The organism is Marinobacter sp. DUT-3 (assembly GCF_050379435.1).
Taxonomy (GTDB): domain Bacteria; phylum Pseudomonadota; class Gammaproteobacteria; order Pseudomonadales; family Oleiphilaceae; genus Marinobacter.
Map to the genome: position 1 here is coordinate 1 of NZ_JBNRMG010000017.1, position 26,411 is coordinate 26,411.

The following is a 26,411-nucleotide window of genomic DNA, read 5'->3' on the forward strand; positions in this document are numbered from 1 at the left end:
GGCACCATTGGTCACGTTGACCATGGTAAGACCACTCTGACAGCAGCACTGACTCGTGTATGTCACGAAGTCTGGGGTACAGGTACTGCCAGTGCATTCGACCAGATCGACAACGCACCGGAAGAGAAGGCGCGTGGTATCACCATCGCGACTTCCCACGTAGAGTACGATTCTCCGACTCGTCACTACGCCCACGTAGACTGCCCGGGCCACGCGGATTATGTGAAGAACATGATCACCGGTGCGGCGCAGATGGACGGCGCGATCCTGGTATGTTCCGCAGCTGACGGCCCCATGCCGCAGACTCGTGAGCACATCCTGCTGTCTCGTCAGGTTGGTGTGCCGTACATTGTCGTGTTCCTGAACAAGGCCGACATGGTAGACGACGAAGAGCTGCTCGAGCTGGTTGAGATGGAAGTTCGCGAACTGCTGGAGCAGTACGACTTCCCGGGCGACGACACCCCGATCATTACCGGTTCCGCGCTGATGGCGCTGGAAGGTAAGGACGACAACGAAATGGGTACTACCGCTGTTAAGAAGCTGGTAGAAGCCCTGGACGACTACATCCCTGAGCCGGAGCGTGCAATCGATCAGCCGTTCCTGATGCCGATTGAGGACGTATTCTCCATCTCCGGTCGTGGTACTGTGGTAACCGGTCGTGTTGAGCGTGGCATCATCAAGGTGGGTGACGAAGTGGAAATCGTTGGTATCAAAGATACCGTGAAGACCACTTGTACCGGTGTTGAGATGTTCCGCAAGCTGCTGGACGAAGGCCGTGCTGGTGAGAACGTTGGTGTTCTGCTGCGTGGTACCAAGCGTGACGACGTTGAGCGTGGTCAGGTTCTGGCGGTTCCGGGCTCCATCACTCCGCACACCAAGTTTGAGTGCGAAGTGTACGTTCTGTCCAAAGAAGAAGGTGGTCGTCATACGCCGTTCTTCAAGGGCTACCGTCCGCAGTTCTACTTCCGCACCACCGACGTAACCGGTTCTTGCGAACTGCCGGAAGGTGTGGAAATGGTAATGCCGGGTGACAACGTGAAGATGAGTGTTACCCTGATTGCTCCGATCGCCATGGAAGATGGTCTGCGCTTCGCGATTCGCGAAGGTGGCCGTACCGTTGGTGCCGGCGTAGTCGCCAAGATTATCGAGTAACCTTCGGGTTACTCGTTAGTAGTTGCACTGAGTTGTTTCGGTGCAGGCCAGTAGCTCAATTGGCAGAGCAGCGGTCTCCAAAACCGCAGGTTGGGGGTTCGATTCCCTCCTGGCCTGCCATTTTTTAACATCCGGATACATAAGCTGATTCCTATGGAGTCAAAAGCCGTTCAGTCAACCAGCCGTTTCGATACCGTGAAGTGGCTGGTTGTTTTTGTTCTGATTGCCATCGGTGTGGTGGGAAATCAGTATTTTAATGCCGAGTCATTGCTGTATCGTGTTCTGGCTCTTGTGGCTCTTGCGTTGGTGGCGGCTTTTGTTGCGCTGCAGACCGACCGCGGTCGTCGTTTTGCGACGCTCCTCAAGGAAGCCAGAGTTGAGATCCGGAAAGTCGTGTGGCCCACCCGGCCCGAGCTGATTCAGACTACCGTTATTGTGGTGGTTTTTGTATTGGTGGTGGCGTTGTTGTTGTGGGGAATGGATTCGTTGATCAGTTGGCTGGTCGCCGGATTTATCGGTTAACAGGAGTGGGCAATGGCTAAGCGCTGGTACGTCGTTCATGCGTATTCTGGCTTTGAAAAGCACGTAATGCGCACTCTGAAAGAGCGTGTGGCTCTTAACGGCATGGAAGAGCAGTTCGGTGACATTCTGGTGCCGACCGAAGAAGTCGTGGAGATGCGTGACGGGAAGAAGCGCAAGAGTGAGCGCAAGTTCTATCCCGGTTATGTGTTGGTCCAGATGGAAATGGACGATGCCACCTGGCACCTGGTGAAAAACACGCCGCGTGTGCTCGGGTTTATTGGTGGTACCAAGGACAAGCCGGCGCCGATCACTGAGCGTGAGGCAGAGGCAATTTTGCGTCGCGTTGAAAGTGGTGCCGATCAGCCGAAGCCCAAAACGTTGTTTGAGCCAGGCGAGGTTGTGCGCGTTGTTGAAGGCCCGTTCGCGGACTTCAATGGCGTTGTTGAGGAAGTTGACTACGATAAGAGTCGGGTCAAGGTTGCCGTGCTTATCTTCGGCCGTTCAACTCCGGTAGAGCTGGAATTTGGGCAGGTTGAGAAAGACTGAGTCGCAGCCTGAAAGATAAAAGCTCGCGCGCAAATGCGACGCGGGCTTTTTGTGTCTGCTTTTTGCAGTTGTAAACACAGGGGAGCCGAAAGGCGTCAGAACCCACAGGAGAATTATCATGGCAAAGAAGATCGAAGCATATATCAAGCTTCAGGTTGCTGCCGGTAAGGCCAACCCGAGCCCCCCCGTTGGTCCTGCTCTGGGCCAGCGCGGTGTGAATATCATGGAGTTCTGTAAGGCGTTCAACGCCCAGACCCAGGATCTGGAGCCGGGCCTGCCGATTCCGACGGTTATTACTGTATACAGTGACCGCAGCTTTACCTTCATCACCAAGACCCCGCCTGCACCGGTCCTGCTGAAAAAGGCAGCTGGCATCAAGAGCGGTTCCGGTCGTCCGAATACCGACAAGGTCGGTACCGTGACCCGTGAGCAGCTGGAAGAAATTGCCAAAACCAAAGAGCCGGATCTCACTGCAGCCGATATGGATGCAGCGGTTCGTACCATTGCAGGAACAGCCCGTAGTATGGGCCTGAATGTGGAGGGCCTGTAACATGGCAAAGCTGAGCAAGCGTCAGAAGCTGATCCGCGAGAAAATTGACGCGACCCGCGCCTACTCTGTAGACGAAGCGGTTGCGCTGTTGGTCGAGCTGGGTCAGAACGTCAAGTTTAAAGAGTCCGTGGACGTTGCGGTTAACCTGGGTGTGGATGCACGTAAATCCGACCAGGTAGTACGTAGCAGCACGGTTCTGCCTCACGGCACTGGCAAGACCGTTCGTGTTGCTGTGTTCACCCAGGGTGCGAACGCCGAGAAGGCTACGGCCGCCGGTGCTGACATCGTTGGCATGGATGACCTGGCCGACGAAGTTAAGAAGGGCAACATGGACTTCGACGTGGTTATTGCCACTCCCGATGCCATGCGTGTTGTGGGGCAGCTGGGTCAGATCCTGGGTCCCCGTGGCCTGATGCCGAACCCGAAAGTTGGTACCGTGACGCCGGACGTCGAGACTGCGGTCAAGAACGCCAAGGCCGGTCAGGTTCGTTACCGTACTGACAAGAACGGTATTATCCATGCTCCGCTGGGTAATGTTGAATTCTCTGCCCAGAACATCAAGGAAAACCTTGAGGCTCTGGTGGCAGATCTGAAAAAGGCCAAGCCGTCGTCGGCGAAAGGCGTGTATCTCAAGAAGATCACCGTTTCCTCGACTATGGGTCCTGGCCTGACTATCGATCAGAGCGGTCTGAGCATCTGATCCTCTGAGCGGTAGTTACTTTGTAGTCTGGGCGGAAGCCAAGGCTGTCAAAGACCGCAGGCCCCCGAAGTCATTTGGCTGAAAGGGTTAAAGCAACGCCTGCGCAGACGGTGTGAAGACGTTCTCTCTGAACCCAAACACCGTTAGGAGCCCCGTAAGGGGTATTTGTGGGTTTGCCGGGATACACCCGGCGAAATCGAGGAGAAATCCAGTGGCAATTAGACTCGAAGACAAGAAAGCGATCGTCGCTGAAGTCAACGAGACTGCCGGTGGTGCTCTGTCTGTTGTTCTGGCTGACTACCGTGGTGTCACCTCTGGTGATATGACGGCTCTTCGTGCCAAGGCTCGTGCCGAAAGCGTTCGTCTGAAGGTTGTTCGTAACAACCTGGCGAAGATCGCGATTCGTGGTACCGAGTTCGAGTGCATCGATGAGGCCCTGGTCGGCCCGACCATTCTGGCATTCTCTATGGAAGATCCGGGCGCGGCAGCGCGCCTGCTGAAGGATTTTGCCAAAGAGAAAGAGGCATTTGAGATCAAAGGCCTGTCCGTCGGCGGTGAGCTGATGGGTGCAGACCAGATTGATCGCCTGGCCAAGCTGCCAACGCATCACGAAGCGTTGACAATGCTGGCTGCTGTAACACAGGCACCGATCACCAAGCTGGCACGTACACTGAACGAAGTTCCTTCGAAAGTGACTCGTGCTGTAGCGGCAGTTCGCGACCAGAAGCAAGAAGCTGCTTGATTCTGTTGAACACCATTTTTTATATTTTTGGGAGAAAGTCATGGCTCTGTCTAACGAAGACATTTTGAATGCAATTGCTGAAATGAGCGTAATGGACGTTGTTGCGCTGGTTGAAGCAATGGAAGAGAAATTCGGTGTATCTGCCGCTGCTGCTGTAGCTGCTGCTCCGGCTGCCGCTGGTGAAGCTGCTGCTGTTGAAGAGCAGACCGAATTTGACGTTGTTCTTACCGGTCCTGGTGAGAAGAAAGTAAACGTTATCAAGGCCGTTCGTGAACTGACCGGCCTGGGTCTGAAAGAAGCTAAGGAAATGGTTGACGGTGCTCCGTCTACTGTTAAGGAAGCTGCGAGCAAAGACGACGCTGAAGAAGCCAAGAAGAAGCTTGAGGAAGCAGGCGCTTCTGTTGAGCTCAAGTAAGAGTCGGCTGTTGATCGAAACCGTGCATTAAGCATGGATAGGCTGGTGGCTTTGTGCCACCGGCCTTTTTCTGTTGTATATGCTATAGAGTCTGGTGTGCAATTACAGGTTGATGTCAGTTTCTATAACCTACAGCCAGAGTCTTGTTCAAGACGGCGCAGTATGCCGAGCAATTCGGCCCCGAAGCAGAACAATGGTTGCTTCTTGATACCAGGTATCAGGTCTAAAGCTGGGGAATGCAGATGACTTACTCCTACACTGAGAAAAAGCGGATTCGCAAAGATTTTAGTAAATTGCCTTCCGTGATGGACGTCCCCTATTTGCTGTCTATTCAGCTGGATTCGTTCCGGGACTTCCTCCAAATGGAAGCCGCACCTGAAGATCGCCGGGAAACCGGTCTTCACGCAGCATTCAAATCCGTATTCCCGATTGTCAGTTATTCTGGCAACGCCGCGCTCGAATACGTGAGTTACCGCATCGGCGAGCCGGTATTTGATGTCAAGGAATGCCAGCTTAGGGGCGTAACCTATGCAGCGCCGCTGCGCGTCAAAGTCCGCCTTATCATTTACGATAAGGAATCGTCCAACAAGGCGATCAAGGACATTAAAGAGCAGGAAGTCTACATGGGCGAAATGCCCCTGATGACGGAGAACGGTACCTTTGTTATTAATGGTACCGAGCGAGTAATCGTCTCCCAGCTCCACCGTTCACCTGGTGTGTTCTTCGATCACGACAAGGGTAAGACCCACTCATCCGGCAAGCTGCTTTATTCAGCGCGGGTGATTCCTTACCGTGGCTCCTGGCTCGATTTCGAATTCGATCCGAAAGATTGCGTCTTCGTTCGTATTGACCGTCGCCGCAAGCTGCCGGCCTCCATCCTGCTGCGGGCGCTGGGGTACAACTCCGAGCAGATGCTGGAGATGTTCTTCGAAACCAGTAAGTTCGCGGTTGGCGCCGAAGTGTGCAAGCTGGAACTGGTTCCGAGCCGTCTGCGTGGCGACATTGCGACCTTTGATATCAAAGACAACGAGGGCAACCTCATTGTTGAGGAAGGTCGCCGGATCACCGCACGCCACATCAAGCAGCTGGAAAAGACCGGCATCAGTGAACTCGAAGTACCGACCGAGTACCTGTATGGCCGTGTTCTGGCCAAGGACATGGTGGACACCAAGTCCGGCGAGGTGCTGGTTGAGGCGAACAGCGAACTGACTGACGAGGTCGTTACCAAGATTCTGGACGCCGGTGTGACAGAGATTGAAACTCTGTACACCAACGATCTGGACTGCGGTCCGTTCATGTCCGATACCCTGCGCATCGATCCGACCCGCTCTCCGCTGGAGGCGCTGGTTGAGATTTATCGCATGATGCGTCCGGGTGAGCCGCCCACAAAAGAGTCGGCGGAAAACCTGTTCAATAACCTGTTCTTCTCCGAAGAGCGCTACGATCTGTCTGCGGTTGGCCGTATGAAGCTCAACCGTCGTCTGCGCCGCGAAGAAAGCACCGGTGAAGGTACACTGACCCACGAAGACATCATCGACGTCCTCAAGACGCTGATTGATATCCGTAACGGTCAGGGTCAGGTAGATGACATCGATAACCTGGGTAACCGTCGCGTCCGTTGTGTGGGCGAGATGGCTGAAAACCAGTTCCGGGTTGGCCTGGTGCGTGTTGAACGTGCAGTCCGTGAGCGCCTGAGTCTGGCGGAAAGTGAAGGCCTGATGCCTCAGGACCTGATCAACGCCAAGCCGGTGGCTGCGGCTGTGAAGGAGTTCTTCGGCTCCAGTCAGCTGTCCCAGTTCATGGATCAGAACAACCCGCTGTCCGAGGTGACTCACAAACGTCGTATCTCGGCTCTTGGTCCTGGCGGTCTGACTCGTGAGCGTGCCGGCTTTGAGGTTCGGGACGTACACCCGACCCACTACGGTCGTGTGTGTCCCATCGAGACGCCGGAAGGCCCGAACATCGGTCTGATCAACTCGCTGGCTACCTATGCGCGTTCCAACTCCTACGGCTTCCTGGAAAGCCCGTACCGTAAGGTTGTGGATGGCGAAGTAACTGATGAGGTGGTGTATCTCTCTGCGATTGAAGAGAGCAACTACATCATCGCACAGGCCAGTGCTGCGATGGACGAGAACAAGCGTCTCAGCGATGAGCTGGTTACCGTGCGTCACCAGAACGAATTTACCGTGACGCCGCCGGAAAACGTCAACTTCATGGACGTGTCTCCGCGCCAGGTTGTCTCGGTTGCGGCATCCCTGATCCCGTTCCTGGAACACGACGACGCCAACCGTGCCCTGATGGGCTCTAACATGCAGCGTCAGGCCGTGCCGACCCTGCGCTCTCAGGTGCCGCTGGTTGGTACCGGCGTGGAGCGTACGGTGGCTCAGGACTCCGGCGTTTGTGTGACAGCCCGTCGCGGTGGCGTGATCGAGAGTGTTGATGCGGCCCGTGTGGTTGTTCGTGTTAATGACACGGAAACCGAAGCTGGTGATGCTGGTGTGGATATCTACAACCTCACCAAGTACACCCGTTCGAACCAGAACACCTGCATTAACCAGCGCTCGATCGTGCGTCAGGGCGATGTGGTTGCCCGTGGTGATGTCCTGGCTGACGGCCCGTCCGTTGATCTGGGTGAGCTGGCGCTGGGCCAGAACATGCGTATCGCGTTCATGCCCTGGAATGGCTACAACTTCGAGGATTCCATCCTTATCTCGGAGAAAGTGGTGCAGGAAGATCGCCTGACCACTATCCACATTCAGGAACTGACCTGTGTGGCTCGTGATACCAAGCTGGGTAGCGAAGAGATCACTGCGGATATTCCGAACGTTGGTGAAAGTGCGCTGTCCAAGCTGGACGAGTCCGGCATTGTCTACATCGGTGCGGAAGTCGGCCCCGGTGACATCCTGGTAGGCAAGGTAACGCCGAAGGGCGAAACCCAGCTTACTCCGGAGGAGAAGCTGCTGAGGGCTATCTTCGGTGAAAAGGCATCTGACGTTAAAGATACCTCATCCCGTGTGCCCACTGGCACCCGTGGTACGGTCATTGACGTTCAGGTGTTCACCCGTGACGGTATCGAGAAGGATTCGCGCGCCCAGTCCATCGAGAAAGAGCAGCTGGATCAGTACCGCAAGGATCTGAAAGACGAGTACCGCATAGTTGAAGGTGCGACCTTCGAGCGTCTGACCAGTGCCCTGAAAGGGCAGGAAGTGATCAGTGGTCCGGGGCTGAAGAAGGGCGCCAAACTCGACGAGGGTTATCTGGCCGAACTGCCACGGGATGACTGGTTCAAGCTGCGGATGAAGGACGAGGCCCTGAACGAGTTGCTGGAGAAATCCGAGCAGGGGCTGGAAGATCGCAAGAAGGAGCATGAAGCTCGCTTTGACGACAAGAAAGGTAAGCTGCAGCAAGGTGATGACCTGGCTCCGGGCGTGCTCAAGATCGTCAAGGTCTATCTTGCCATCAAACGGCGTATCCAGCCGGGTGACAAGATGGCCGGTCGTCACGGTAACAAGGGTGTTATCTCAGCGGTTATGCCGATTGAAGACATGCCTTACGACGACGATGGTACGACCGTCGATATCGTTCTGAACCCGCTGGGTGTTCCGTCGCGGATGAACGTGGGTCAGGTGCTCGAGACTCACCTGGGGGCCGCCGCCAAAGGGCTGGGCGAGCGTATCAGCCAGATGCTGGACGAGCAGCGCAAAGTGGCCGAGCTGCGTCAGTTGCTGGATGAGATCTACAACCACTCTGATGAAGTGACCAAGGTGGATCTGGACTCGTTCAGTGATCAGGAGATCCTCGAGATGTCCGGCAACCTGCGGACAGGTGTTCCAATGGCGACGCCAGTGTTTGACGGCGCCAAGGAAGCTGAGGTCAAGCGCATGCTTGAGCTGGCTGGCCTGAATACCACAGGTCAGACTAAGCTGTACGACGGCCGTACCGGCGATGCGTTTGATCGTCCGATCACGGTTGGCTACATGTACATTCTCAAGCTGAACCACCTGATCGACGACAAAATGCATGCTCGTTCCACCGGTTCTTACAGCCTGGTTACCCAGCAGCCGCTGGGTGGTAAGGCGCAGTTCGGTGGTCAGCGCTTCGGTGAGATGGAAGTGTGGGCCCTGGAAGCCTACGGTGCGGCGTATACGCTGCAGGAAATGCTTACCGTCAAGTCTGATGATGTAAACGGTCGGACCAAGATGTACAAGAACATTGTCGATGGTGACCATCGTATGGAGCCGGGCATGCCCGAATCCTTCAACGTTCTTGTCAAGGAAATCCGCTCGCTGGGTATCGACATCGAGCTGGAATCCGAGTGAGCCGAATTGTTTTTTTGGCAGCGTGAGCGGGCAGCCCATTGGGCGCCCGCCCGAGATTAACGCCATCCGGAGCTTTTACTGATGAAAGATTTGCTGAATCTTCTCAAGAGCCAGAATCAAAGCAAGGAATTTGATGCCATCCGTATCGGGCTGGCATCTCCCGACATGATTCGGTCATGGTCTTTTGGCGAAGTCAAAAAGCCTGAGACTATCAACTACCGTACCTTCAAGCCGGAGCGTGACGGCCTTTTCTGTGCCAAGATCTTCGGCCCGATCAAGGATTACGAGTGCCTGTGCGGCAAGTACAAGCGCCTGAAGCATCGCGGTGTGATCTGTGAAAAGTGCGGCGTGGAAGTGGCTCTCGCCAGTGTTCGTCGTGAGCGCATGGGCCACATCGAGCTGGCCAGCCCGGTTGCTCACATCTGGTTCCTGAAGTCATTGCCGTCCCGCATCGGCCTGATGCTGGATATGACCCTGCGTGATATTGAACGGGTTCTGTACTTCGAGTCCTTCATCGTCATTGATCCAGGGATGACTACCCTGGAGAAGGGCCAGCTGCTGAACGATGAGCAGTATTACGAAGCGCTGGAAGAATTTGGTGACGAGTTCGACGCCCGCATGGGTGCCGAAGCCGTTAAGGAATTGCTGGAAGGTATAGATCTTCAGGAAGAGGTGGACACCCTGCGTGAAGAGATCCCGCAGACCAACTCTGAAACCAAGATCAAAAAGTTCAGCAAGCGCCTGAAGATTCTCGAGGCCTTCCTGTACTCCGGCAACAAGCCAGGCGACATGGTCATGACGGTGCTGCCGGTTCTGCCGCCGGACCTGCGTCCGCTGGTGCCGCTGGACGGCGGTCGTTTCGCTACCTCGGACCTGAACGACCTGTATCGCCGGGTGATCAACCGGAACAATCGCCTCAAGCGCCTGCTGGAGCTGAACGCGCCGGACATCATTGTGCGTAACGAAAAGCGTATGCTGCAGGAAGCCGTGGACGCGCTGCTGGACAACGGTCGCCGTGGCCGTGCCATCACCGGCACCAACAAGCGCCCGCTGAAGTCCCTGGCCGACATGATCAAGGGTAAGCAAGGCCGTTTCCGTCAGAACCTGCTTGGTAAGCGTGTGGACTACTCCGGTCGTTCCGTGATCGTGGTCGGCCCCTACTTGCGTCTGCACCAGTGTGGTCTTCCGAAGAAGATGGCCCTGGAGCTGTTCAAGCCGTTTATTTTCTCCAAGCTTGAGCACCGCGGCCTGGCGACCACCATCAAGGCCGCCAAGAAGATGGTCGAGCGTGAGGAAGGCGTGGTCTGGGATATCCTGGACGAAGTCATCCGCGAACACCCGATCATGCTGAACCGTGCGCCAACCCTGCACCGTCTGGGTATTCAGGCGTTCGAGCCGGTACTGATCGAAGGCAAGGCAATCCAGCTGCACCCGCTGGTGTGTGCGGCCTACAACGCCGACTTTGACGGTGACCAGATGGCGGTACACGTACCGCTGACACTGGAAGCCCAGCTGGAAGCCCGTGCGTTGATGATGTCTACCAACAACGTGCTGTCGCCCGCCAACGGCGAGCCGATCATCGTGCCATCCCAGGACGTGGTTCTGGGTCTGTACTACATGACCCGTGAGCGCAAGAGCGCCCTGGGTGAGGGCATGGTCTTCGCCGATGTGAAAGAGGCGCATCGCGCCTACGGTGCCGGCAAGGTTGACCTTCAGGCCATCGTCAAGGTGCGCGTGAAGGAAGTGATCTATAACGAAGCGGGCGACAAGGTCGAAGAATACAAGATTGTGGATACCACAGTCGGTCGCGCCCTGTTGTTTGATATCGTGCCGGATGGTCTGTCCTACGACATCGTCAACAAGCCGATGGTCAAGAAGGCGATCTCCAACCTGATCAATACCTGTTACCGGGATGCCGGTCTTAAAGATACCGTTATCTTTGCCGACCAGCTGATGTACATGGGTTATCACTACGCCACGGTTTCCGGTATCTCTATCGGTTTCAACGACTTCGAGATCCCGCCGGAGAAGTACGAACTGGTGGATGCCGCTTCCGAGGAAGTAAAGGACATCGAGACCCAGTATGCGTCCGGTCTGCTGACCCAGGGCGAGAAGTACAACAAGGTGATTGATATCTGGTCCCGTGCCAACGATAAAGTGTCGAAGGCAATGATGGACCGGCTGTCACAGGAGCAGGTAATCGGCCCTGATGGCAAGGCAGTGCAGGGTGAAGACGGCGAGGACCTCATGCAGGAGTCGTTCAACTCCGTGTACATGATGGCCGATTCTGGCGCTCGGGGTTCCCCCGCGCAGATTCGTCAGCTCGCCGGTATGCGTGGCCTGATGGCGAAGCCGGATGGCTCCATCATCGAAACGCCGATCACCGCGAACTTCCGTGAGGGTCTGAACGTACTGCAGTACTTCATCTCAACTCACGGTGCCCGTAAGGGTCTGGCGGATACCGCCCTTAAGACCGCCAACTCCGGTTACCTGACCCGTCGTCTGGTAGACGTTTCTCAGGATCTGGTGGTGACCGAGGAAGACTGTGGCACCTCTGAAGGCCTGCTGATGACGCCGCACATCGAAGGCGGCGACGTGGTTGTGCCCCTGGGCGACCGTGTACTGGGTCGTGTCACGGCGCGTGATGCCTTCACGCCGACTGACAAGGACAACGCGGTTGTACCTGCTGGCACCCTGCTGGACGAAAAAACCGTGGAAGCGCTCGAGCGTGCCGGTGTTGACGAGGTCTGGGTTCGCTCCGCGATTACCTGTGAGACCCGTCATGGCATCTGTTCCAAGTGCTACGGCCGTGATCTGGCCCGTGGTCACCGGGTGAATGTGGGTGAGGCTGTTGGTGTTATCGCAGCCCAGTCTATCGGTGAGCCGGGTACCCAGCTGACGATGCGTACCTTCCACATCGGTGGTGCTGCGAGCCGGGCGTCAGCAGTGGACAACATTCAGGTCAAGCATGGTGGTACTGTTCGCCTGCACAACCTGAAGTCCATTGAGAAGAGTGACGGCTCCCTGGTGGTTGTTTCGCGTTCTTCCGCGCTGGCCGTTGCAGACGAACAGGGTCGTGAGCGGGAGTGGTACAAGCTTCCCTACGGTGCCGTTCTGTCCGTCAAGCACGGCGACAGCGTTGAAGCCGGTGTCGTGGTTGCCAAGTGGGATCCACACACGCACCCGATCATCGCGGAAGCCAATGGTACTGCCAAGTTCGTCAACATGGATCAGGGCATTACAGTCCGTACCCAGACAGACGAACTGACCGGCCTGTCCACCATGGAAGTGATTGACTCGAAGGAGCGTCCTGCTGCTGGCAAGGACATCCGCCCGGCCATTCAGCTGGTGGATGCGAAAGGCGAAGACGTGGAGCTGCCTGGCGGCGGTACTGCTATCTTCTTCCTGCCGGCAAATGCCCTGGTCACCATGGCCAATGGCGCGAACATCGAGCTCGGCGACGTAGTGGCGCGCATTCCGCAGGAAAGCTCGAAGACCCGGGACATCACTGGTGGTCTGCCAAGGGTTGCCGATCTGTTCGAAGCCCGTCGCCCGAAAGAATCGTCCATTCTGGCGGAAATCAGCGGTACCGTATCCTTTGGCAAGGAAACCAAGGGCAAGAAGCGCCTGGTGATCACTCCGAAGGACGGCGATGCCTACGAGGTTCTGATTCCCAAGCACCGTCAGATGAACGTGTTTGAAGGTGAAACCGTTGAGAAGGGTGAGGTGATTTCTGACGGCCCGTCCAACCCGCACGACATATTGCGTCTGCTGGGTGTGGTCGAGCTGGCCAAGTACATCACCAACGAAATCCAGGACGTTTATCGTCTGCAGGGCGTTGTCATCAACGATAAGCACATTGAAGTTATCGTTCGTCAGATGCTGCGTAAAGTGGAAATCTCCGATCCGGGTGATACCACGCTGCTGTCCGGTGACCAGGTGGAAATCACCCAGGTTCTGGAAGAAAACGAAAAGGCCAATGTGGCGGACAAGGAACCTGCGCGGTTCGAGCGTTTGCTGCTGGGTATCACCAAGGCGTCACTGGCAACCGAGTCCTTTATTTCCGCGGCCTCGTTCCAGGAGACCACCCGGGTACTCACCGAAGGTGCGGTTACCGGTAAGCGTGATTACCTGCGCGGCCTGAAGGAAAACGTTGTGGTTGGTCGCCTGATCCCGGCCGGTACCGGCCTGGCGTACCACAATGAGCGTCGTCGTAAGCGCGACCTGGAAGAGCAGGGCGTGACTGCGGCCGACGTGGAAGAAGCTCTGAGTGCTGAGCTCAACCGCGAAAGCTGAGTTGGGAAGCGCGCCACCCGCCGGTAGTTACTTATGCGGTGGGTGGTTAAAAAGAGATCAGTCACCTTGACTGTGCAGGGGCGCAGGCTTAAACTTGCGTCCCTTAAATTTTGCCCCCAGCTTATGGGGGCAAGTTCATTGATATGGTTTTTTGGAGTTTGCTTACATGGCAACGATTAATCAGTTGGTGCGTAAGCCTCGTAAGCGCAAGGCAGCCAAGAGCGACGTTCCCGCGCTCCAGGCATGCCCTCAGCGCCGTGGTGTGTGCACTCGTGTGTACACCACAACGCCGAAGAAGCCGAACTCAGCACTGCGTAAAGTGTGCCGTGTTCGTCTGACCAACGGCTACGAGGTTTCCTCATACATTGGTGGTGAAGGTCACAACCTTCAGGAGCACAGTGTTGTGCTGATCCGTGGCGGTCGTGTAAAGGACCTTCCGGGTGTGCGCTATCACACTGTTCGCGGAACGCTGGACACCCAGGGTGTACAGAACCGTAGACAGGGCCGCTCCAAGTACGGTGCTAAACGACCCAAGTCCTGATGTCCCACACGGGTGTCTTTTATCGTTGCTTGTCAGAACGGTAAGAGTAAGGCTGAGTAGCAGTTTGCTATCTCAGGGGTTCCTGAAGACCTTTTAGATATATAAGGGCTTATCGATGCCTAGAAGAAGAGTTGCAGCAAAGCGGGAAATTATCCCGGATCCGAAGTTCGGCAGTGCACGTCTTGCCAAGTTCATCAACCACGTGATGGAAAGCGGTAAGAAGTCAGTCGCAGAGCGCATTGTTTACGGCGCCCTGGACATCGTTGCCGACAAGTCCAAGGAAGAGCCGATCGACATGTTCGAGAAGGCCCTGGAGAACATCCAGCCGATGGTTGAGGTTAAGTCCCGTCGCGTGGGTGGTGCCACCTACCAGGTGCCCGTAGAAGTACGGCCTTCCCGTCAGAACGCGCTGGCCATGCGCTGGCTCGTAGAATTTTCACGGAAGCGCGGTGAGAAGTCCATGGCGCAGCGTCTGGCAGGTGAGATTCTTGACGCCGCTGACAGCAAGGGCTCCGCTGTTAAGAAGCGTGAAGATGTACACCGCATGGCAGAAGCCAACAAGGCGTTCTCTCACTTCCGTTTCTAATCAGCCGAGGTTTATACAGTGGCACGCAAGACTCCTATCAAGCGTTACAGAAACATTGGTATTTGTGCGCACGTTGATGCGGGCAAAACCACAACCACCGAGCGGGTCCTGTTCTATACAGGTATTTCCCACAAAATCGGTGAGGTTCATGATGGTGCGGCTACCATGGACTGGATGGAGCAGGAGCAGGAGCGTGGTATTACCATTACCTCTGCTGCGACGACCTGTTTCTGGCAGGGCATGGACAAGCAGTATCCGGAGCACCGGATCAACATCATCGACACCCCGGGGCACGTTGACTTTACCATCGAGGTAGAGCGTTCGCTGCGTGTGCTGGATGGTGCGGTCGTGGTGTTCTGTGGTTCTTCCGGTGTAGAGCCGCAGTCCGAAACCGTATGGCGCCAGGCCAATAAGTACGAAGTTCCCCGCATGGTGTTCGTCAACAAGATGGACCGTGCCGGCGCTAACTTCCTGCGCGTGGTTGACCAGATCAAGACTCGTCTGGGTGCAACGCCTGTTCCGGTTCAGTTGCCGATCGGTGCGGAGGATAACTTCGCGGGTATCGTGGATCTGATTCGTAACAAGGCAATCTACTGGAACGAAGACGACGCGGGTGCAACCTATGACCAGCGTGATGTTCCCGAAGAAATGGCGGATGAAGTCGCCATGTACCGCGAGCAGATGATGGAAGCGGCGGCCGAGGCCAATGAAGAGTTGATGGACAAGTACCTGGATGAGGGTGAGTTGTCTGTCGAGGATATCAAGAAGGGGCTGCGTATTCGCACCCTGGCCAACGAAATCGTTGTAGCTACCTGTGGTTCTGCGTTTAAGAACAAGGGTGTTCAGGCAGTTCTGGATTCCGTTATCGAGTTTCTGCCCGCGCCGGATGAGGTTAAAGCCATCCGTGGTGAGGTTGACGAAGACGGAACAGAGGAAACCCGTCAGGCGGATGACGACGCTCCGTTTGCCGCGCTTGCGTTCAAGATCGCGACGGATCCGTTTGTGGGTACGCTGACCTTCTTCCGTGTTTACTCCGGTAAGCTTGAGTCCGGCAATGCCGTTTACAACTCTGTGAAGGGTAAGAAAGAGCGTGTCGGCCGAATGGTTCAGATGCACTCCAAGGATCGCCAGGAAATCAAAGAGGTGCTTGCTGGTGACATCGCAGCGGCGATCGGCCTGAAGAGCGTCACCACCGGTGACACCCTGTGTGATGAGAATAACAAGATTATTCTCGAGCGCATGGAGTTCCCGGAGCCGGTTATCTCTGTGGCCGTTGAGCCCAAGTCCAAAGCCGATCAGGAAAAGATGGGCGTTGCGCTGGGCAAGCTGGCTCAGGAAGATCCGTCTTTCCGTGTGCGCACCGATGAAGAGTCCGGTCAGACCATCATCTCCGGTATGGGTGAGCTTCACCTGGACATCATCGTTGACCGTATGAAGCGTGAGTTCAAGGTGGAGGCAAACATTGGTAAGCCGCAGGTGGCCTACCGTGAGTGCATTCGCAAGCCGGTCGATGTCGAAGGCAAGTTTGTGCGTCAGTCTGGTGGTCGTGGTCAGTACGGTCACGTCAAGCTGAAGCTGGAGCCGTTGCCGCTGGATGAAGAAGATGGCGAAAACTTTATCTTCGTGAATGAAATTGTTGGTGGTGTGGTTCCCAAGGAATACATCCCGGCAGTTCAGCAGGGTATCGAAGAGCAGATGCAGAACGGCTGTCTGGCCGGTTATCCGCTTCTGCGTATCAAGGCGACCCTGTACGACGGTTCCTATCACGACGTTGACTCCAACGAAATGGCCTTCAAGGTCGCCGGCTCCATGGCGATGAAGAAGGGTGCGCTTGAGGCGAACCCTGCACTGCTTGAGCCTATCATGCGAGTCGAAGTTGTGACCCCGGAAGACTATATGGGTGATGTTGTTGGCGACCTGAACCGTCGTCGTGGTGTCATCCAGGGTATGGACGAAGGTCCTGCCGGTAAGGTCATCCGCGCAGAGGTTCCGTTGTCGGAAATGTTCGGTTATGCCACTGACCTGCGTTCTGCAACGCAAGGCCGGGCGTCATACGCGATGGAGTTTGCTGGTTATTCAGAGGCGCCTTCGAACATTGCCGAAGCGATCATTAAAAAGGGTTGATCCCAGGACTTAAGAAACAGGAAGAGGTGTAACCGTGTCTAAAGAAAAATTTGACCGTAGTAAACCGCACTTGAACGTAGGCACCATTGGTCACGTTGACCATGGTAAGACCACTCTGACAGCAGCACTGACTCGTGTATGTCACGAAGTCTGGGGTACAGGTACTGCCAGTGCATTCGACCAGATCGACAACGCACCGGAAGAGAAGGCGCGTGGTATCACCATCGCGACTTCCCACGTAGAGTACGATTCTCCGACTCGTCACTACGCCCACGTAGACTGCCCGGGCCACGCGGATTATGTGAAGAACATGATCACCGGTGCGGCGCAGATGGACGGCGCGATCCTGGTATGTTCCGCAGCTGACGGCCCCATGCCGCAGACTCGTGAGCACATCCTGCTGTCTCGTCAGGTTGGTGTGCCGTACATTGTCGTGTTCCTGAACAAGGCCGACATGGTAGACGACGAAGAGCTGCTCGAGCTGGTTGAGATGGAAGTTCGCGAACTGCTGGAGCAGTACGACTTCCCGGGCGACGACACCCCGATCATTACCGGTTCCGCGCTGATGGCGCTGGAAGGTAAGGACGACAACGAAATGGGTACTACCGCTGTTAAGAAGCTGGTAGAAGCCCTGGACGACTACATCCCTGAGCCGGAGCGTGCAATCGATCAGCCGTTCCTGATGCCGATTGAGGACGTATTCTCCATCTCCGGTCGTGGTACTGTGGTAACCGGTCGTGTTGAGCGTGGCATCATCAAGGTGGGTGACGAAGTGGAAATCGTTGGTATCAAAGATACCGTGAAGACCACTTGTACCGGTGTTGAGATGTTCCGCAAGCTGCTGGACGAAGGCCGTGCTGGTGAGAACGTTGGTGTTCTGCTGCGTGGTACCAAGCGTGACGACGTTGAGCGTGGTCAGGTTCTGGCGGTTCCGGGCTCCATCACTCCGCACACCAAGTTTGAGTGCGAAGTGTACGTTCTGTCCAAAGAAGAAGGTGGTCGTCATACGCCGTTCTTCAAGGGCTACCGTCCGCAGTTCTACTTCCGCACCACCGACGTAACCGGTTCTTGCGAACTGCCGGAAGGTGTGGAAATGGTAATGCCGGGTGACAACGTGAAGATGAGTGTTACCCTGATTGCTCCGATCGCCATGGAAGATGGTCTGCGCTTCGCGATTCGCGAAGGTGGCCGTACCGTTGGTGCCGGCGTAGTCGCCAAGATCATCGAGTAATCCACTCGATTGATCCAGGAAAAAGGGGCTGAAACATCAGCCCCTTTTTCTGTTTCAGCCGCGAATTGATGCCCGACCGGGTCAATCTGCATTGCAGTTGACACGGTTGGGTATTATGCATACAATGCGGCTCCTTTTTTTGAAGGTCGGCTAAACAAGTAGCTGCTACGAGTGGAGTTTGGTGCATCATGCAAAGCCAAAAAATTCGAATCCGGTTGAAGGCGTTTGATTATCGCCTGATCGACCAGTCCACGCAGGAGATTGTCGATACCGCTAAGCGGACCGGCGCTCAGGTGCGTGGGCCAATCCCTCTGCCGACGCGGAAGGAAAAGTACACCATCCTGATTTCTCCGCACGTCAACAAAGACGCGCGCGATCAGTATGAAATTCGTACTCATAAGCGTTTGCTCGACATTGTTGAGCCGACGGAAAAGACAGTAGATGCTTTGATGAAGCTGGACCTGGCAGCAGGTGTAGACGTTCAGATCAGCCTCGGCTAAGCCCTTCGGCTAAGTCTGTGTAACTGTCATAAGGCCATAGAGGGTGAGAGCCCCGTACACTTAAGAGGTGAAACATGGCAATTGGTGTTGTCGGTCGTAAGGCCGGTATGACCCGTATTTTTACGGAAGATGGGCAGGCGCTGCCCGTTACGGTAATTGAGGTTGAGCCCAACCGCATTACCCAGCTCAAAACTCTTGAAAGCGATGGTTATCGCGCGGTTCAGGTAACCGTCGGTGCTCGTCGTTCCTCTCGTGTGACTAAGAGCGAAGCAGGCCACTATGCCAAAGCCGGCGTTGAAGCTGGTCGCGGTATGTGGGAGTTCCGTCTGGCCGATGGCGAAGGTGAAGACCTGGTAGCCGGCGGCGAGATCACGGCTTCTGTCTTCGAAGACGGTCAGGTTGTTGATGCCACTGGTCAGTCCAAGGGTAAAGGTTTCCAGGGCGGTGTTAAGCGCTGGAACTTCTCCATGCAGGACGCGACCCACGGTAACTCACTGTCGCATCGTGCTCCGGGTTCCATTGGTCAGAACCAGACTCCGGGCAAGGTATTCAAGGGCAAGAAGATGGCGGGCCAGATGGGGAACGCGCAGGTGACTGTGCAGAACCTGAAGGTCGTCCGCGTCGACGCCGAGCGCAACCTGCTGCTGGTAAGTGGTGCCGTTCCCGGCGCGACTGGCGGTAACGTTGTCATCAAGCCTGCAGTTAAAGCCTGAGGAGCGGTGCGATGGAATTGACTATTACAGGTAGCGGCAAGGGAATTTCTGTTTCCGATGCCGCATTCGCCAAAGATTTTAACGAGTCGCTGGTTCACCAGGTGGTTACTGCATATATGGCAGCCAGCCGTCAGGGTACCAAGGCTCAGAAAACACGTTCAGAAGTCAGTGGCGGCGGTAAGAAGCCCTGGCGTCAGAAGGGCACAGGTCGTGCTCGTGCAGGTACAATCCGTAGCCCGATCTGGCGCTCCGGTGGTGTGACCTTTGCTGCCAAGCCTCGTGACTTCGAGCAGAAGGTCAACCGTAAGATGTACCGCGCAGCGATGCGCTCTATTTTTTCCGAGCTGGTTCGCCAGGAGCGTTTGGTTGTGGTTGACGACATGAATGTCGACACCCCCAAAACCAAGGCTTTCAACGCCAAGCTGAAGGACATCGGTGTGAATAACGCTCTGATTCTGTCCGACAACGTTGAGCAGAATCTGCACCTGGCCTCCCGCAACATTCCGCACGTTGACGTGCGTGACGTTGCAGGTCTGGACCCGGTTAGCCTGGTTGCCTTCGAGAAAGTCGTTGTGACTGTTCCCGCTCTGAAGAAGATCGAGGAGATGCTGGGATGAATCAGGAACGTATTTACAAGGTTCTTCTGGGACCGCACGTATCAGAGAAAGCGTCTCTGGTGGCGGAAAGCAATCAGGTGGTGTTTCGTGTAGCACCTGATGCCACTAAGCCCGAGATCAAGAAAGCCGTTGAGCAGCTGTTCAACGTCACCGTCGAAGGTGTTCAGGTTCTGAACCGTAAGGGTAAGCTCAAGCGTACCATCCGCGGTTTCGGCAAGCGTAATGATCTGCGTAAGGCTTATGTAAAGCTTGCGGAAGGTCAGGACATCGATTTTCTGGATGTGGAATAAGGTAAAGGGGTCGTAATATGCCGATCGTCAAAACCAAGCCAACATCTGCCGGCCGCCGTCACGTTGTAAAGCTCTACAACCCTGATCTTCACAAGGGGCGCCCTTACGAGCCGTTGGTAGAAACTAAGAGTAAGTCGGGTGGTCGTAACCATTTTGGTCGCATCACTACCCGTCACGTTGGTGGTGGCCACAAGCAGCACTACCGCGTAATTGATTTCAAGCGGACCAAAGATGGTATTCCGGCGACTATTGAGCGCCTGGAATATGATCCTAACCGCTCCGCGCACATCGCGCTCCTGAAGTACGCCGATGGCGAGCGTCGTTACATCATCGCTCCCAAAGGTATGCAGATCGGAGATCCTGTGCGTTCCGGTATCGACGCGCCGATTAAAGTGGGCAGCACGCTACCGCTCCGGAATATTCCGGTCGGTTCCGTGATCCACTGCGTCGAACTCAAGCCTGGCAAAGGTGCCCAGCTGGCTCGCTCCGCGGGCGCATCCGTACAGCTGGTAGCGCGTGAAGGTGCATATGCCACCATCCGCCTGCGCTCAGGTGAAATGCGTAAGGTGCTTGTTGACTGTCGCGCAACGTTGGGTGAAGTCTCCAACAGCGAACACAGCCTCAAGCAGCTTGGTAAAGCGGGTGCATCACGTTGGCGCGGTAAACGTCCAACAGTACGTGGTGTTGCTATGAACCCAGTTGACCACCCGCATGGTGGTGGTGAAGGGCGTACCTCTGGCGGGCGTCACCCTGTTACTCCTTGGGGTGTTCCGACCAAAGGGCATAAGACTCGTAAGAACAAGCGTACTGACAAGATGATAGTACGTCGTCGTTCGGCCAAGTAAACGACTACATAGAGGTAATTGCTGTGCCACGTTCTTTAAAGAAAGGTCCTTTTATAGACCTGCATCTGTTGAAGAAGGTCGAGGCAGCTCTGGAAGCTAACGACAAGCGGCCGATCAAGACCTGGTCGCGCCGGTCAACAGTTTTTCCGGAGATGGTAGGCCTGACCATTGCAGTCCACAACGGCAAGCAGCACGTGCCGGTTTATGTCACCGAAGATATGGTTGGACATAAGCTGGGTGAGTTCGCGGCAACGCGTACTTATCGTGGTCATGCGGCCGACAAGAAAGCTAAACGCTGATTCTGAGGTAATAGAAATGGAAGTAGCAGCCAAGTATAAGGGCGCTCGCCTCTCAGCTCAGAAAGCACGTCTTGTCGCTGACCAAGTACGCGGCAAGGCTGTTGAGGACGCCCTAAACATTCTGACTTTCAGCCCAAAAAAGGCGGCAACAGTCATCAAGAAAGCTCTTGAGTCTGCCATCGCCAACGCTGAGCACAACGAAGGTCTGGACGTTGACGAACTGCGGGTTTCCACCGTGATGGTGGATGAGGGTCCGACGCTCAAGCGAATCAAAGCTCGAGCCAAGGGGCGCGCTGACCGGATTTTCAAGCGCACCTGCCATATCACCGTCAAGGTCGCCGACAAGTAGGAGATGCTCAGATGGGTCATAAAGTAAATCCAACCGGCATTCGCCTGGGTGTGATCAAAGAGCACAACTCAGTGTGGTATGCCGAAAAGCAGGAATATGCGAACAACCTGTTGAACGACATTCAGGTTCGTGCATTCCTTGACAAGCGTCTGGTCAAGGCGTCTGTCAGCAAGATTGTGATCGAGCGCCCTGCTCAGAACGCCCGTATCACGATCCATACTGCCCGCCCCGGTATTGTTATCGGTAAGAAGGGTGAAGATGTTGATCGTCTGCGTCGCGAAGTCAGCGACATGATGGGTGTGCCCGTGCACATCAACATCGAAGAAGTCCGCAAGCCGGACCTGGATGCCCGCCTGGTAGCGCAAAACGTTGCCGGCCAGCTGGAGCGTCGTGTGATGTTCCGTCGCGCTATGAAGCGTGCGGTGCAGAACGCCATGCGCCAGGGCGCGAAGGGTATCAAGATCCAGGTAGGCGGACGTCTCGGGGGTGCTGAAATCGCGCGTTCCGAGTGGTATCGCGAAGGTCGTGTACCTCTGCACACTCTGCGTGCAGATATTGATTACGCAACCTACGAAGCGCATACCACTTACGGCGTTATCGGCGTCAAGGTATGGATCTTCAAAGGTGAGATTCTTGGTGGTATGGAGCAGGTCCGTGCTGACAAGAAAGCCTCTGGGAAGAAAGGTTCTAAGTAAAGGGGCACTCTTATGCTGCAACCAAAACGCACCAAATTTCGCAAGGTAATGAAAGGCCGTAACACCGGTCTCGCTCACCGCGCTAACAAGGTGAGCTTCGGTGAATACGGATTGAAGGCGACTACTCGTGGGCGTATAACTGCGCGCCAGATTGAGGCAGCGCGTCGTACCATGACTCGTCGCATCAAGCGGGGCGGTAAGATCTGGATCCGGATTTTCCCGGACAAGCCGATCTCCAGCAAACCGCTTGAAGTACGAATGGGTAAAGGTAAGGGTTCTGTCGAGTATTGGGTGGCTGAAATCCAGCCAGGCCGGATGCTTTATGAGATGGAAGGTGTTTCCGAGGAAATCGCTCGTGACGCGTTCACTCTTGCTGCGGCCAAATTGCCGGTACAGACCACCTTTGTAACGAGGACGGTGATGTGATGAAAGCAACAGAGCTGCGTGATAAGTCAGTCGAGGAGCTGAACGGCGAGCTGATCGACCTCCTGAAGGAGCAGTTCAACCTGCGCATGCGCAAGGCGACAGGTCAGCTGAATCAGTCTCACCTTCTCGGCAATGTGAAGCGCGATATTGCTCGCGTGAAAACAGTATTGAATGAAAAGGCAGGACAGTGACATGACCGAAGCTACCCAAACTGCCAGAACTCTGAGCGGCAAGGTCGTGAGCAACAAGATGGAGAAATCCATCGTGGTCCTGGTTGAGCGTCAGGTGAAGCATCCGCTGTACGGTAAGTACATGAAGCGCTCAACCAAGATTCATGCTCATGATGAGAGCAATCAGTGCAATGTCGGTGACACTGTGACCATTCAGGAAACCCGTCCGGTCTCCAAGACCAAGAGTTGGGCCCTGGTGGAAGTCACCGAACGTGCATCCAAGGTGTAACTCGCCCGGAGAACAACCATGATTCAGACTCAAACAATGCTTGAAGTCGCGGATAACAGCGGTGCGCGTCAGGTGATGTGCATCAAGGTCCTGGGCGGTTCACACAGGCGTTATGCCAGCGTAGGGGATATCATCAAGGTGACCGTCAAGGAAGCCATCCCCCGCGGTAAAGTGAAGAAAGGCCAGGTCCTGAAAGCTGTCGTTGTACGTACTCGCAAGGGTGTACGTCGTCCCGACGGGTCGCTTATCCGTTTTGACGGAAACGCGGCAGTACTTCTGAACAATCAGGACGCACCGATTGGTACCCGTATCTTCGGACCGGTTACCCGTGAACTGCGTAATGAGAAGTTCATGAAAATTATCTCACTGGCACCCGAAGTACTTTAAGGACCAGAGGCCGGTTATGAAAAAGATTAAACGAGATGACGAAGTAATCGTCACTACGGGGAAAGATAAAGGCAAACGTGGTAAAGTCCTGAAGGTTCAGGACGATGGCCGAGTGATTGTTTCTGGCATCAACATGATGAAGAAGCACACCAAGCCGAACCCGATGCTGGGCTCCCCAGGTGGCATCGTCGAAAAAGAAGCACCTATCCAGGCTTCCAACGTGGCTATTTTTAATCCGCAGACCGGCAAAGCCGATCGCGTAGGCTTCCAGATCAAGGAAGACGGCGCCAAAGTGCGGATCTTCAAGTCCACGAACGAAGCTGTCGATAACCAGTAAGCGGTGGTGGTTACGATGCTTAACATGAAAGAGCAGTACAGTAAGGAAGTGGTACCCGCCCTGCAGAAAGAGTTCGGCTACAAGAACGTGATGCAGGTGCCGCGTATCGAAAAGATCACCCTGAACATGGGTGTCGGCGAAGCGGTTGGTGACAAGAAGCTGATTGAGAATGCCGTGGCGGATCTTGAGCGCCTGGCAGGTCAAAAAGTGGTTGTTACCAAGGCACGTAAATCCGTCGCGGGTTTCAAAATCCGTGAAGGTTGGCCTATCGGTTGTAAGGTTACCCTGCGTGGCGAGCGTATGTGGGATTTCTTTGATCGCCTGGTTCACATCGCGGTTCCCCGCGTTCGTGACTTCCGCGGTCTGAACCCCAAATCGTTCGACGGTCGCGGTAACTACAGCATGGGTGTGCGTGAGCAGATCATTTTCCCCGAGATCGAGTACGACAAAGTCGACAAGATCCGTGGTCTGGATATCACCATTACCACCACTGCCGGTACCGACGACGAAGGTCGCGAACTGTTGAAAGCCTTTGGCTTTCCGTTCAAGAAATAAGGAACGAGTGTAATGGCTAAGGTTTCCATGAAGAACCGTGAGCTCAAGCGCGAGAAAACCGTTGCGAAGTTTGCAGCGAAGCGCGCCGAGCTCAAGGCGATTATCAAGAACCCGAATACCAGCGATGATGACCGCTGGGACGCACAGATGAAGCTGCAACAGCTTCCTCGTGATGCTTCTCCCTCGCGTCTTCGTAATCGTTGCCAGGTGACTGGTCGCCCCCACGGCGTTCTGCGCAAGTTCGAGCTTTCACGGATCAAGCTCCGTGAATACGGCATGCGCGGTGACGTACCGGGTCTGACCAAGGCAAGCTGGTAAGACTGGCATCCTGACCACCAGGTCAGGTGCCCGTTGGTAAGCGGTGCGGCACGCCGCTGCACAACTAAAAAGATCAGGAGCCTCATACCAATGAGTATGCAAGATACGCTTGCGGATATGTTTACGCGTATTCGTAACGCACAGATGGCACAGAAGGCCGACGTGGCCATGCCGTCTTCAAAGATGAAGATCTCCGTGGCCCAGGTCCTGAAGGACGAAGGTTACGTTGAAGATTTTTCCGTTTCAGCTGACGCGAAGCCCGAGCTGACGATTACTCTGAAATACTTCGGCGGCAAGCCGGTTATTGAAGAGATCAAGCGGGTCAGCCGTCCGAGTCTGCGCCAGTACAAAGGCGCTGGGGAACTGCCGAAAGTATCCGGCGGTCTGGGAGTCGCGATTGTCTCAACGTCCAAGGGCGTTATGACAGACCGCGCCGCACGAGCTGCTGGCGTGGGTGGCGAAGTCATCTGCACCGTATTCTAGGAGAATCACATGTCCAGGGTTGCCAATAATCCTGTCGTGCTGCCTTCCGGTGTTGAGGTTAAGCTGAACGGACAGGAAATTAATGTGAAGGGCTCCAAAGGAGCGCTTCAAATCACCATTCACCAGGCGGTAGAAGTAAAGCAGGAAGAAAACGTTCTTCGCTTTGCGGCCCGCGATGGTGCCAAACAGTCCCGCGCTCTTGCTGGTACTACCCGTGCACTGGTCAACAACATGGTGACCGGTGTCTCTACAGGCTGGGAGCGTAAGCTCGCGCTGACGGGCGTAGGTTACCGTGCCCAGGCGCAAGGTAAGAAGCTCAACCTGACACTGGGTTTCTCACACCCGGTCGAGTATGAGCTGCCCGAGGGGATTACCGCTGAAACTCCGTCTAATACGGAAGTTGTGATTCGCGGAATCGACAAGCAACAGGTTGGCCAGGTCGCTGCGGAAGTCCGCGCATTCCGTCCGCCAGAGCCTTATAAAGGCAAGGGTGTGCGTTATGCGGATGAGCAGGTCAGACGCAAAGAAGCCAAGAAGAAATAAGGCGGGACTATGAGCGCGAATAACGAAAGATTGCGTCGCGCACGCAAAGTGCGCATGAAGATCCGTAAGCTGGGTACCGACCGCCTGTGCGTTCACCGCACGCCGCGTCACATGTATGCCCAGGTTACAACTGCAGATGGCAGCAAGGTTATTGCCACTGCCTCCACGTTGGATAAGGAACTGCGCCAGGGTGCAACCGGTAACGTGGAAGCTGCCAAAAAGGTCGGTCAGCTGATTGCTGAGCGTGCCAAGGCGGCAGGTGTAGAGAGCGTTGCTTTTGACCGCTCCGGTTACCGTTATCACGGTCGGGTCCAGGCTCTGGCCGACGCAGCCCGTGAAGCTGGCTTGCAATTCTAAGAGGTGGAGAAGATGAGCGTTAACGAACAGAAGGCGCCTGAGCTCCAGGAGAAGCTGGTTCAGGTCAATCGTGTCGCCAAGGTTGTAAAAGGTGGCCGTATTTTCGCCTTCACCGCACTGACTGTAGTGGGTGATGGTAAAGGTCGCGTTGGTTTTGGTCGTGGCAAGGCACGTGAAGTGCCGGTCGCTATCCAGAAGGCAATGGAAGCTGCGCGCAAGAACATGGTAGAGGTTCCGCTTGACGGTACCACTCTGCAATACGCGGTGAAGGCTCAGCATGGCGGCTCCAAAGTCTACATGCAGCCTGCATCTGAAGGTACTGGTATCATCGCCGGCGGTGCGATGCGTGCAGTACTGGAAGTTGCCGGTGTTCAGAACGTACTGTCCAAGTGTTACGGGTCTACCAACCCGGTGAACGTGGTACGTTCCACCATCAAGGGTCTCCAGGCGACACAAGCGCCTGAGGATATTGCAGCCAAGCGCGGTAAAACCGTGGAAGAGATTCTGGGTTGAA

32 protein-coding genes and 1 tRNA gene are annotated in these 26,411 nt (G+C 55.4%); all 33 read left to right on the forward strand.

Going from position 1 to position 26,411, the window contains the following annotated elements:
• Window positions 1–1,152: elongation factor Tu (gene tuf, locus ACQUWM_RS17960; protein ID WP_428923028.1), on the forward strand; the 1,152-nt coding region annotated here is incomplete at its 5' end.
• 44 nt (window positions 1,153–1,196) lie between these two features.
• Window positions 1,197–1,272, forward strand: a tRNA-Trp gene (locus ACQUWM_RS17965).
• Window positions 1,273–1,305: 33 nt separating this feature from the next.
• Window positions 1,306–1,674: a preprotein translocase subunit SecE gene (gene secE, locus ACQUWM_RS17970; RefSeq protein ID WP_406999797.1), complete on the forward strand. Its 369-nt coding sequence runs from the start codon at window positions 1,306–1,308 to the stop codon at window positions 1,672–1,674.
• A 12-nt stretch (window positions 1,675–1,686) separates the two neighbouring features.
• The gene (gene nusG, locus ACQUWM_RS17975; RefSeq protein WP_406985283.1) at window positions 1,687–2,220 is read left to right on the forward strand and encodes a transcription termination/antitermination protein NusG; all 534 of its coding nucleotides are present in this window, start codon (window positions 1,687–1,689) and stop codon (window positions 2,218–2,220) included.
• Window positions 2,221–2,338: 118 nt separating this feature from the next.
• Entirely contained in the window at window positions 2,339–2,770 is a 432-nt protein-coding gene (rplK, locus tag ACQUWM_RS17980) for a 50S ribosomal protein L11 (protein WP_406999799.1), read from the forward strand.
• 1 nt (window position 2,771) lies between these two features.
• A complete protein-coding gene (rplA, locus tag ACQUWM_RS17985) occupies window positions 2,772–3,470 on the forward strand; it encodes a 50S ribosomal protein L1 (RefSeq protein ID WP_406999801.1) in 699 nt (232 codons plus the stop codon).
• Between the two features lie 211 nt (window positions 3,471–3,681).
• Window positions 3,682–4,212 carry a 50S ribosomal protein L10 gene (gene rplJ / locus ACQUWM_RS17990; RefSeq protein ID WP_406999803.1) on the forward strand — a complete coding sequence of 177 codons (531 nt, stop codon included), beginning with the start codon at window positions 3,682–3,684 and terminating at the stop codon, window positions 4,210–4,212.
• A gap of 40 nt (window positions 4,213–4,252) precedes the next feature.
• Window positions 4,253–4,627: a 50S ribosomal protein L7/L12 gene (rplL, locus tag ACQUWM_RS17995; protein ID WP_406985286.1), complete on the forward strand. Its 375-nt coding sequence runs from the start codon at window positions 4,253–4,255 to the stop codon at window positions 4,625–4,627.
• 242 nt (window positions 4,628–4,869) lie between these two features.
• Window positions 4,870–8,946, forward strand: a complete 4,077-nt coding sequence (rpoB, locus tag ACQUWM_RS18000; RefSeq protein ID WP_428923029.1) for a DNA-directed RNA polymerase subunit beta — start codon at window positions 4,870–4,872, stop codon at window positions 8,944–8,946.
• A gap of 81 nt (window positions 8,947–9,027) precedes the next feature.
• Window positions 9,028–13,242, forward strand: coding sequence for a DNA-directed RNA polymerase subunit beta' (gene rpoC / locus ACQUWM_RS18005; protein WP_406999807.1), 4,215 nt, complete (start codon window positions 9,028–9,030; stop codon window positions 13,240–13,242).
• A gap of 166 nt (window positions 13,243–13,408) precedes the next feature.
• The gene (gene rpsL / locus ACQUWM_RS18010) at window positions 13,409–13,783 is read left to right on the forward strand and encodes a 30S ribosomal protein S12 (RefSeq protein WP_406999809.1); all 375 of its coding nucleotides are present in this window, start codon (window positions 13,409–13,411) and stop codon (window positions 13,781–13,783) included.
• Window positions 13,784–13,898: 115 nt separating this feature from the next.
• A complete protein-coding gene (rpsG, locus tag ACQUWM_RS18015) occupies window positions 13,899–14,369 on the forward strand; it encodes a 30S ribosomal protein S7 (RefSeq protein ID WP_250832711.1) in 471 nt (156 codons plus the stop codon).
• Window positions 14,370–14,387: 18 nt separating this feature from the next.
• Window positions 14,388–16,493 (forward strand): elongation factor G, encoded by a 2,106-nt coding sequence (fusA, locus tag ACQUWM_RS18020; RefSeq protein ID WP_406999810.1) that lies wholly within the window; start codon window positions 14,388–14,390, stop codon window positions 16,491–16,493.
• 34 nt (window positions 16,494–16,527) lie between these two features.
• Window positions 16,528–17,724 carry an elongation factor Tu gene (gene tuf / locus ACQUWM_RS18025; protein ID WP_428923030.1) on the forward strand — a complete coding sequence of 399 codons (1,197 nt, stop codon included), beginning with the start codon at window positions 16,528–16,530 and terminating at the stop codon, window positions 17,722–17,724.
• A 188-nt stretch (window positions 17,725–17,912) separates the two neighbouring features.
• Complete coding sequence (gene rpsJ, locus ACQUWM_RS18030; protein WP_077529290.1) at window positions 17,913–18,224, forward strand: 30S ribosomal protein S10; 312 nt, start codon at window positions 17,913–17,915, stop codon at window positions 18,222–18,224.
• Window positions 18,225–18,298: 74 nt separating this feature from the next.
• A complete protein-coding gene (gene rplC, locus ACQUWM_RS18035) occupies window positions 18,299–18,937 on the forward strand; it encodes a 50S ribosomal protein L3 (RefSeq protein WP_406985937.1) in 639 nt (212 codons plus the stop codon).
• Between the two features lie 11 nt (window positions 18,938–18,948).
• Complete coding sequence (gene rplD, locus ACQUWM_RS18040; RefSeq protein ID WP_127330390.1) at window positions 18,949–19,554, forward strand: 50S ribosomal protein L4; 606 nt, start codon at window positions 18,949–18,951, stop codon at window positions 19,552–19,554.
• Window positions 19,551–19,844, forward strand: a complete 294-nt coding sequence (rplW, locus tag ACQUWM_RS18045; protein ID WP_127330392.1) for a 50S ribosomal protein L23 — start codon at window positions 19,551–19,553, stop codon at window positions 19,842–19,844. The genes rplD and rplW overlap by 4 nt, the downstream gene beginning before the upstream one ends.
• 17 nt (window positions 19,845–19,861) lie before the next feature.
• Window positions 19,862–20,689, forward strand: a complete 828-nt coding sequence (gene rplB, locus ACQUWM_RS18050) for a 50S ribosomal protein L2 (RefSeq protein ID WP_012139769.1) — start codon at window positions 19,862–19,864, stop codon at window positions 20,687–20,689.
• Window positions 20,690–20,712: 23 nt separating this feature from the next.
• Complete coding sequence (gene rpsS / locus ACQUWM_RS18055; RefSeq protein WP_007154011.1) at window positions 20,713–20,988, forward strand: 30S ribosomal protein S19; 276 nt, start codon at window positions 20,713–20,715, stop codon at window positions 20,986–20,988.
• 16 nt (window positions 20,989–21,004) lie between these two features.
• Window positions 21,005–21,337: a 50S ribosomal protein L22 gene (rplV, locus tag ACQUWM_RS18060; RefSeq protein ID WP_048497742.1), complete on the forward strand. Its 333-nt coding sequence runs from the start codon at window positions 21,005–21,007 to the stop codon at window positions 21,335–21,337.
• Window positions 21,338–21,348: 11 nt separating this feature from the next.
• A complete protein-coding gene (gene rpsC / locus ACQUWM_RS18065) occupies window positions 21,349–22,032 on the forward strand; it encodes a 30S ribosomal protein S3 (protein ID WP_406985932.1) in 684 nt (227 codons plus the stop codon).
• A gap of 12 nt (window positions 22,033–22,044) precedes the next feature.
• Window positions 22,045–22,458 (forward strand): 50S ribosomal protein L16, encoded by a 414-nt coding sequence (gene rplP / locus ACQUWM_RS18070; RefSeq protein ID WP_027830882.1) that lies wholly within the window; start codon window positions 22,045–22,047, stop codon window positions 22,456–22,458.
• The gene (gene rpmC, locus ACQUWM_RS18075) at window positions 22,458–22,649 is read left to right on the forward strand and encodes a 50S ribosomal protein L29 (RefSeq protein ID WP_407001311.1); all 192 of its coding nucleotides are present in this window, start codon (window positions 22,458–22,460) and stop codon (window positions 22,647–22,649) included. The genes rplP and rpmC overlap by 1 nt, the downstream gene beginning before the upstream one ends.
• 1 nt (window position 22,650) lies before the next feature.
• Window positions 22,651–22,917, forward strand: coding sequence for a 30S ribosomal protein S17 (gene rpsQ, locus ACQUWM_RS18080; RefSeq protein ID WP_012139774.1), 267 nt, complete (start codon window positions 22,651–22,653; stop codon window positions 22,915–22,917).
• 18 nt (window positions 22,918–22,935) lie between these two features.
• Complete coding sequence (gene rplN, locus ACQUWM_RS18085; protein ID WP_007154005.1) at window positions 22,936–23,304, forward strand: 50S ribosomal protein L14; 369 nt, start codon at window positions 22,936–22,938, stop codon at window positions 23,302–23,304.
• 16 nt (window positions 23,305–23,320) lie between these two features.
• Complete coding sequence (rplX, locus tag ACQUWM_RS18090) at window positions 23,321–23,641, forward strand: 50S ribosomal protein L24 (protein ID WP_407001310.1); 321 nt, start codon at window positions 23,321–23,323, stop codon at window positions 23,639–23,641.
• Between the two features lie 15 nt (window positions 23,642–23,656).
• Window positions 23,657–24,196 (forward strand): 50S ribosomal protein L5, encoded by a 540-nt coding sequence (rplE, locus tag ACQUWM_RS18095; RefSeq protein WP_297792966.1) that lies wholly within the window; start codon window positions 23,657–23,659, stop codon window positions 24,194–24,196.
• A 12-nt stretch (window positions 24,197–24,208) separates the two neighbouring features.
• Window positions 24,209–24,514 carry a 30S ribosomal protein S14 gene (gene rpsN, locus ACQUWM_RS18100; RefSeq protein ID WP_008174884.1) on the forward strand — a complete coding sequence of 102 codons (306 nt, stop codon included), beginning with the start codon at window positions 24,209–24,211 and terminating at the stop codon, window positions 24,512–24,514.
• A gap of 90 nt (window positions 24,515–24,604) precedes the next feature.
• Window positions 24,605–24,997 carry a 30S ribosomal protein S8 gene (gene rpsH / locus ACQUWM_RS18105; RefSeq protein WP_406985925.1) on the forward strand — a complete coding sequence of 131 codons (393 nt, stop codon included), beginning with the start codon at window positions 24,605–24,607 and terminating at the stop codon, window positions 24,995–24,997.
• A gap of 9 nt (window positions 24,998–25,006) precedes the next feature.
• Window positions 25,007–25,540 carry a 50S ribosomal protein L6 gene (gene rplF / locus ACQUWM_RS18110; RefSeq protein ID WP_407001309.1) on the forward strand — a complete coding sequence of 178 codons (534 nt, stop codon included), beginning with the start codon at window positions 25,007–25,009 and terminating at the stop codon, window positions 25,538–25,540.
• 9 nt (window positions 25,541–25,549) lie between these two features.
• Entirely contained in the window at window positions 25,550–25,897 is a 348-nt protein-coding gene (rplR, locus tag ACQUWM_RS18115) for a 50S ribosomal protein L18 (protein WP_012139782.1), read from the forward strand.
• A gap of 12 nt (window positions 25,898–25,909) precedes the next feature.
• Window positions 25,910–26,410, forward strand: a complete 501-nt coding sequence (rpsE, locus tag ACQUWM_RS18120; RefSeq protein WP_012139784.1) for a 30S ribosomal protein S5 — start codon at window positions 25,910–25,912, stop codon at window positions 26,408–26,410.
• The last annotated feature ends 1 nt before the right edge of the window (window position 26,411 follow it).

Excerpts from the sequence above, each read along its gene's own strand:
- secE (WP_406999797.1), top strand. The coding sequence starts at position 1,306 with ATGGAGTCAAAAGCCGTTCAGTCAACCAGCCGTTTCGATACCGTGAAG.
- nusG (WP_406985283.1), top strand. The coding sequence starts at position 1,687 with ATGGCTAAGCGCTGGTACGTCGTTCATGCGTATTCTGGCTTTGAAAAG.
- rplK (WP_406999799.1), top strand. The coding sequence starts at position 2,339 with ATGGCAAAGAAGATCGAAGCATATATCAAGCTTCAGGTTGCTGCCGGT.
- rplA (WP_406999801.1), top strand. The coding sequence starts at position 2,772 with ATGGCAAAGCTGAGCAAGCGTCAGAAGCTGATCCGCGAGAAAATTGAC.
- rplL (WP_406985286.1), top strand. The coding sequence starts at position 4,253 with ATGGCTCTGTCTAACGAAGACATTTTGAATGCAATTGCTGAAATGAGC.
- rpoB (WP_428923029.1), top strand. The coding sequence starts at position 4,870 with ATGACTTACTCCTACACTGAGAAAAAGCGGATTCGCAAAGATTTTAGT.
- rpoC (WP_406999807.1), top strand. The coding sequence starts at position 9,028 with ATGAAAGATTTGCTGAATCTTCTCAAGAGCCAGAATCAAAGCAAGGAA.
- rpsL (WP_406999809.1), top strand. The coding sequence starts at position 13,409 with ATGGCAACGATTAATCAGTTGGTGCGTAAGCCTCGTAAGCGCAAGGCA.
- rpsG (WP_250832711.1), top strand. The coding sequence starts at position 13,899 with ATGCCTAGAAGAAGAGTTGCAGCAAAGCGGGAAATTATCCCGGATCCG.
- rpsJ (WP_077529290.1), top strand. The coding sequence starts at position 17,913 with ATGCAAAGCCAAAAAATTCGAATCCGGTTGAAGGCGTTTGATTATCGC.
- rplC (WP_406985937.1), top strand. The coding sequence starts at position 18,299 with ATGGCAATTGGTGTTGTCGGTCGTAAGGCCGGTATGACCCGTATTTTT.
- rplD (WP_127330390.1), top strand. The coding sequence starts at position 18,949 with ATGGAATTGACTATTACAGGTAGCGGCAAGGGAATTTCTGTTTCCGAT.
- rplW (WP_127330392.1), top strand. The coding sequence starts at position 19,551 with ATGAATCAGGAACGTATTTACAAGGTTCTTCTGGGACCGCACGTATCA.
- rplB (WP_012139769.1), top strand. The coding sequence starts at position 19,862 with ATGCCGATCGTCAAAACCAAGCCAACATCTGCCGGCCGCCGTCACGTT.
- rplV (WP_048497742.1), top strand. The coding sequence starts at position 21,005 with ATGGAAGTAGCAGCCAAGTATAAGGGCGCTCGCCTCTCAGCTCAGAAA.
- rpsC (WP_406985932.1), top strand. The coding sequence starts at position 21,349 with ATGGGTCATAAAGTAAATCCAACCGGCATTCGCCTGGGTGTGATCAAA.
- rplP (WP_027830882.1), top strand. The coding sequence starts at position 22,045 with ATGCTGCAACCAAAACGCACCAAATTTCGCAAGGTAATGAAAGGCCGT.
- rpmC (WP_407001311.1), top strand. The coding sequence starts at position 22,458 with ATGAAAGCAACAGAGCTGCGTGATAAGTCAGTCGAGGAGCTGAACGGC.
- rpsQ (WP_012139774.1), top strand. The coding sequence starts at position 22,651 with ATGACCGAAGCTACCCAAACTGCCAGAACTCTGAGCGGCAAGGTCGTG.
- rplN (WP_007154005.1), top strand. The coding sequence starts at position 22,936 with ATGATTCAGACTCAAACAATGCTTGAAGTCGCGGATAACAGCGGTGCG.
- rplX (WP_407001310.1), top strand. The coding sequence starts at position 23,321 with ATGAAAAAGATTAAACGAGATGACGAAGTAATCGTCACTACGGGGAAA.
- rplE (WP_297792966.1), top strand. The coding sequence starts at position 23,657 with ATGCTTAACATGAAAGAGCAGTACAGTAAGGAAGTGGTACCCGCCCTG.
- rpsN (WP_008174884.1), top strand. The coding sequence starts at position 24,209 with ATGGCTAAGGTTTCCATGAAGAACCGTGAGCTCAAGCGCGAGAAAACC.
- rpsH (WP_406985925.1), top strand. The coding sequence starts at position 24,605 with ATGAGTATGCAAGATACGCTTGCGGATATGTTTACGCGTATTCGTAAC.
- rplF (WP_407001309.1), top strand. The coding sequence starts at position 25,007 with ATGTCCAGGGTTGCCAATAATCCTGTCGTGCTGCCTTCCGGTGTTGAG.
- rplR (WP_012139782.1), top strand. The coding sequence starts at position 25,550 with ATGAGCGCGAATAACGAAAGATTGCGTCGCGCACGCAAAGTGCGCATG.
- rpsE (WP_012139784.1), top strand. The coding sequence starts at position 25,910 with ATGAGCGTTAACGAACAGAAGGCGCCTGAGCTCCAGGAGAAGCTGGTT.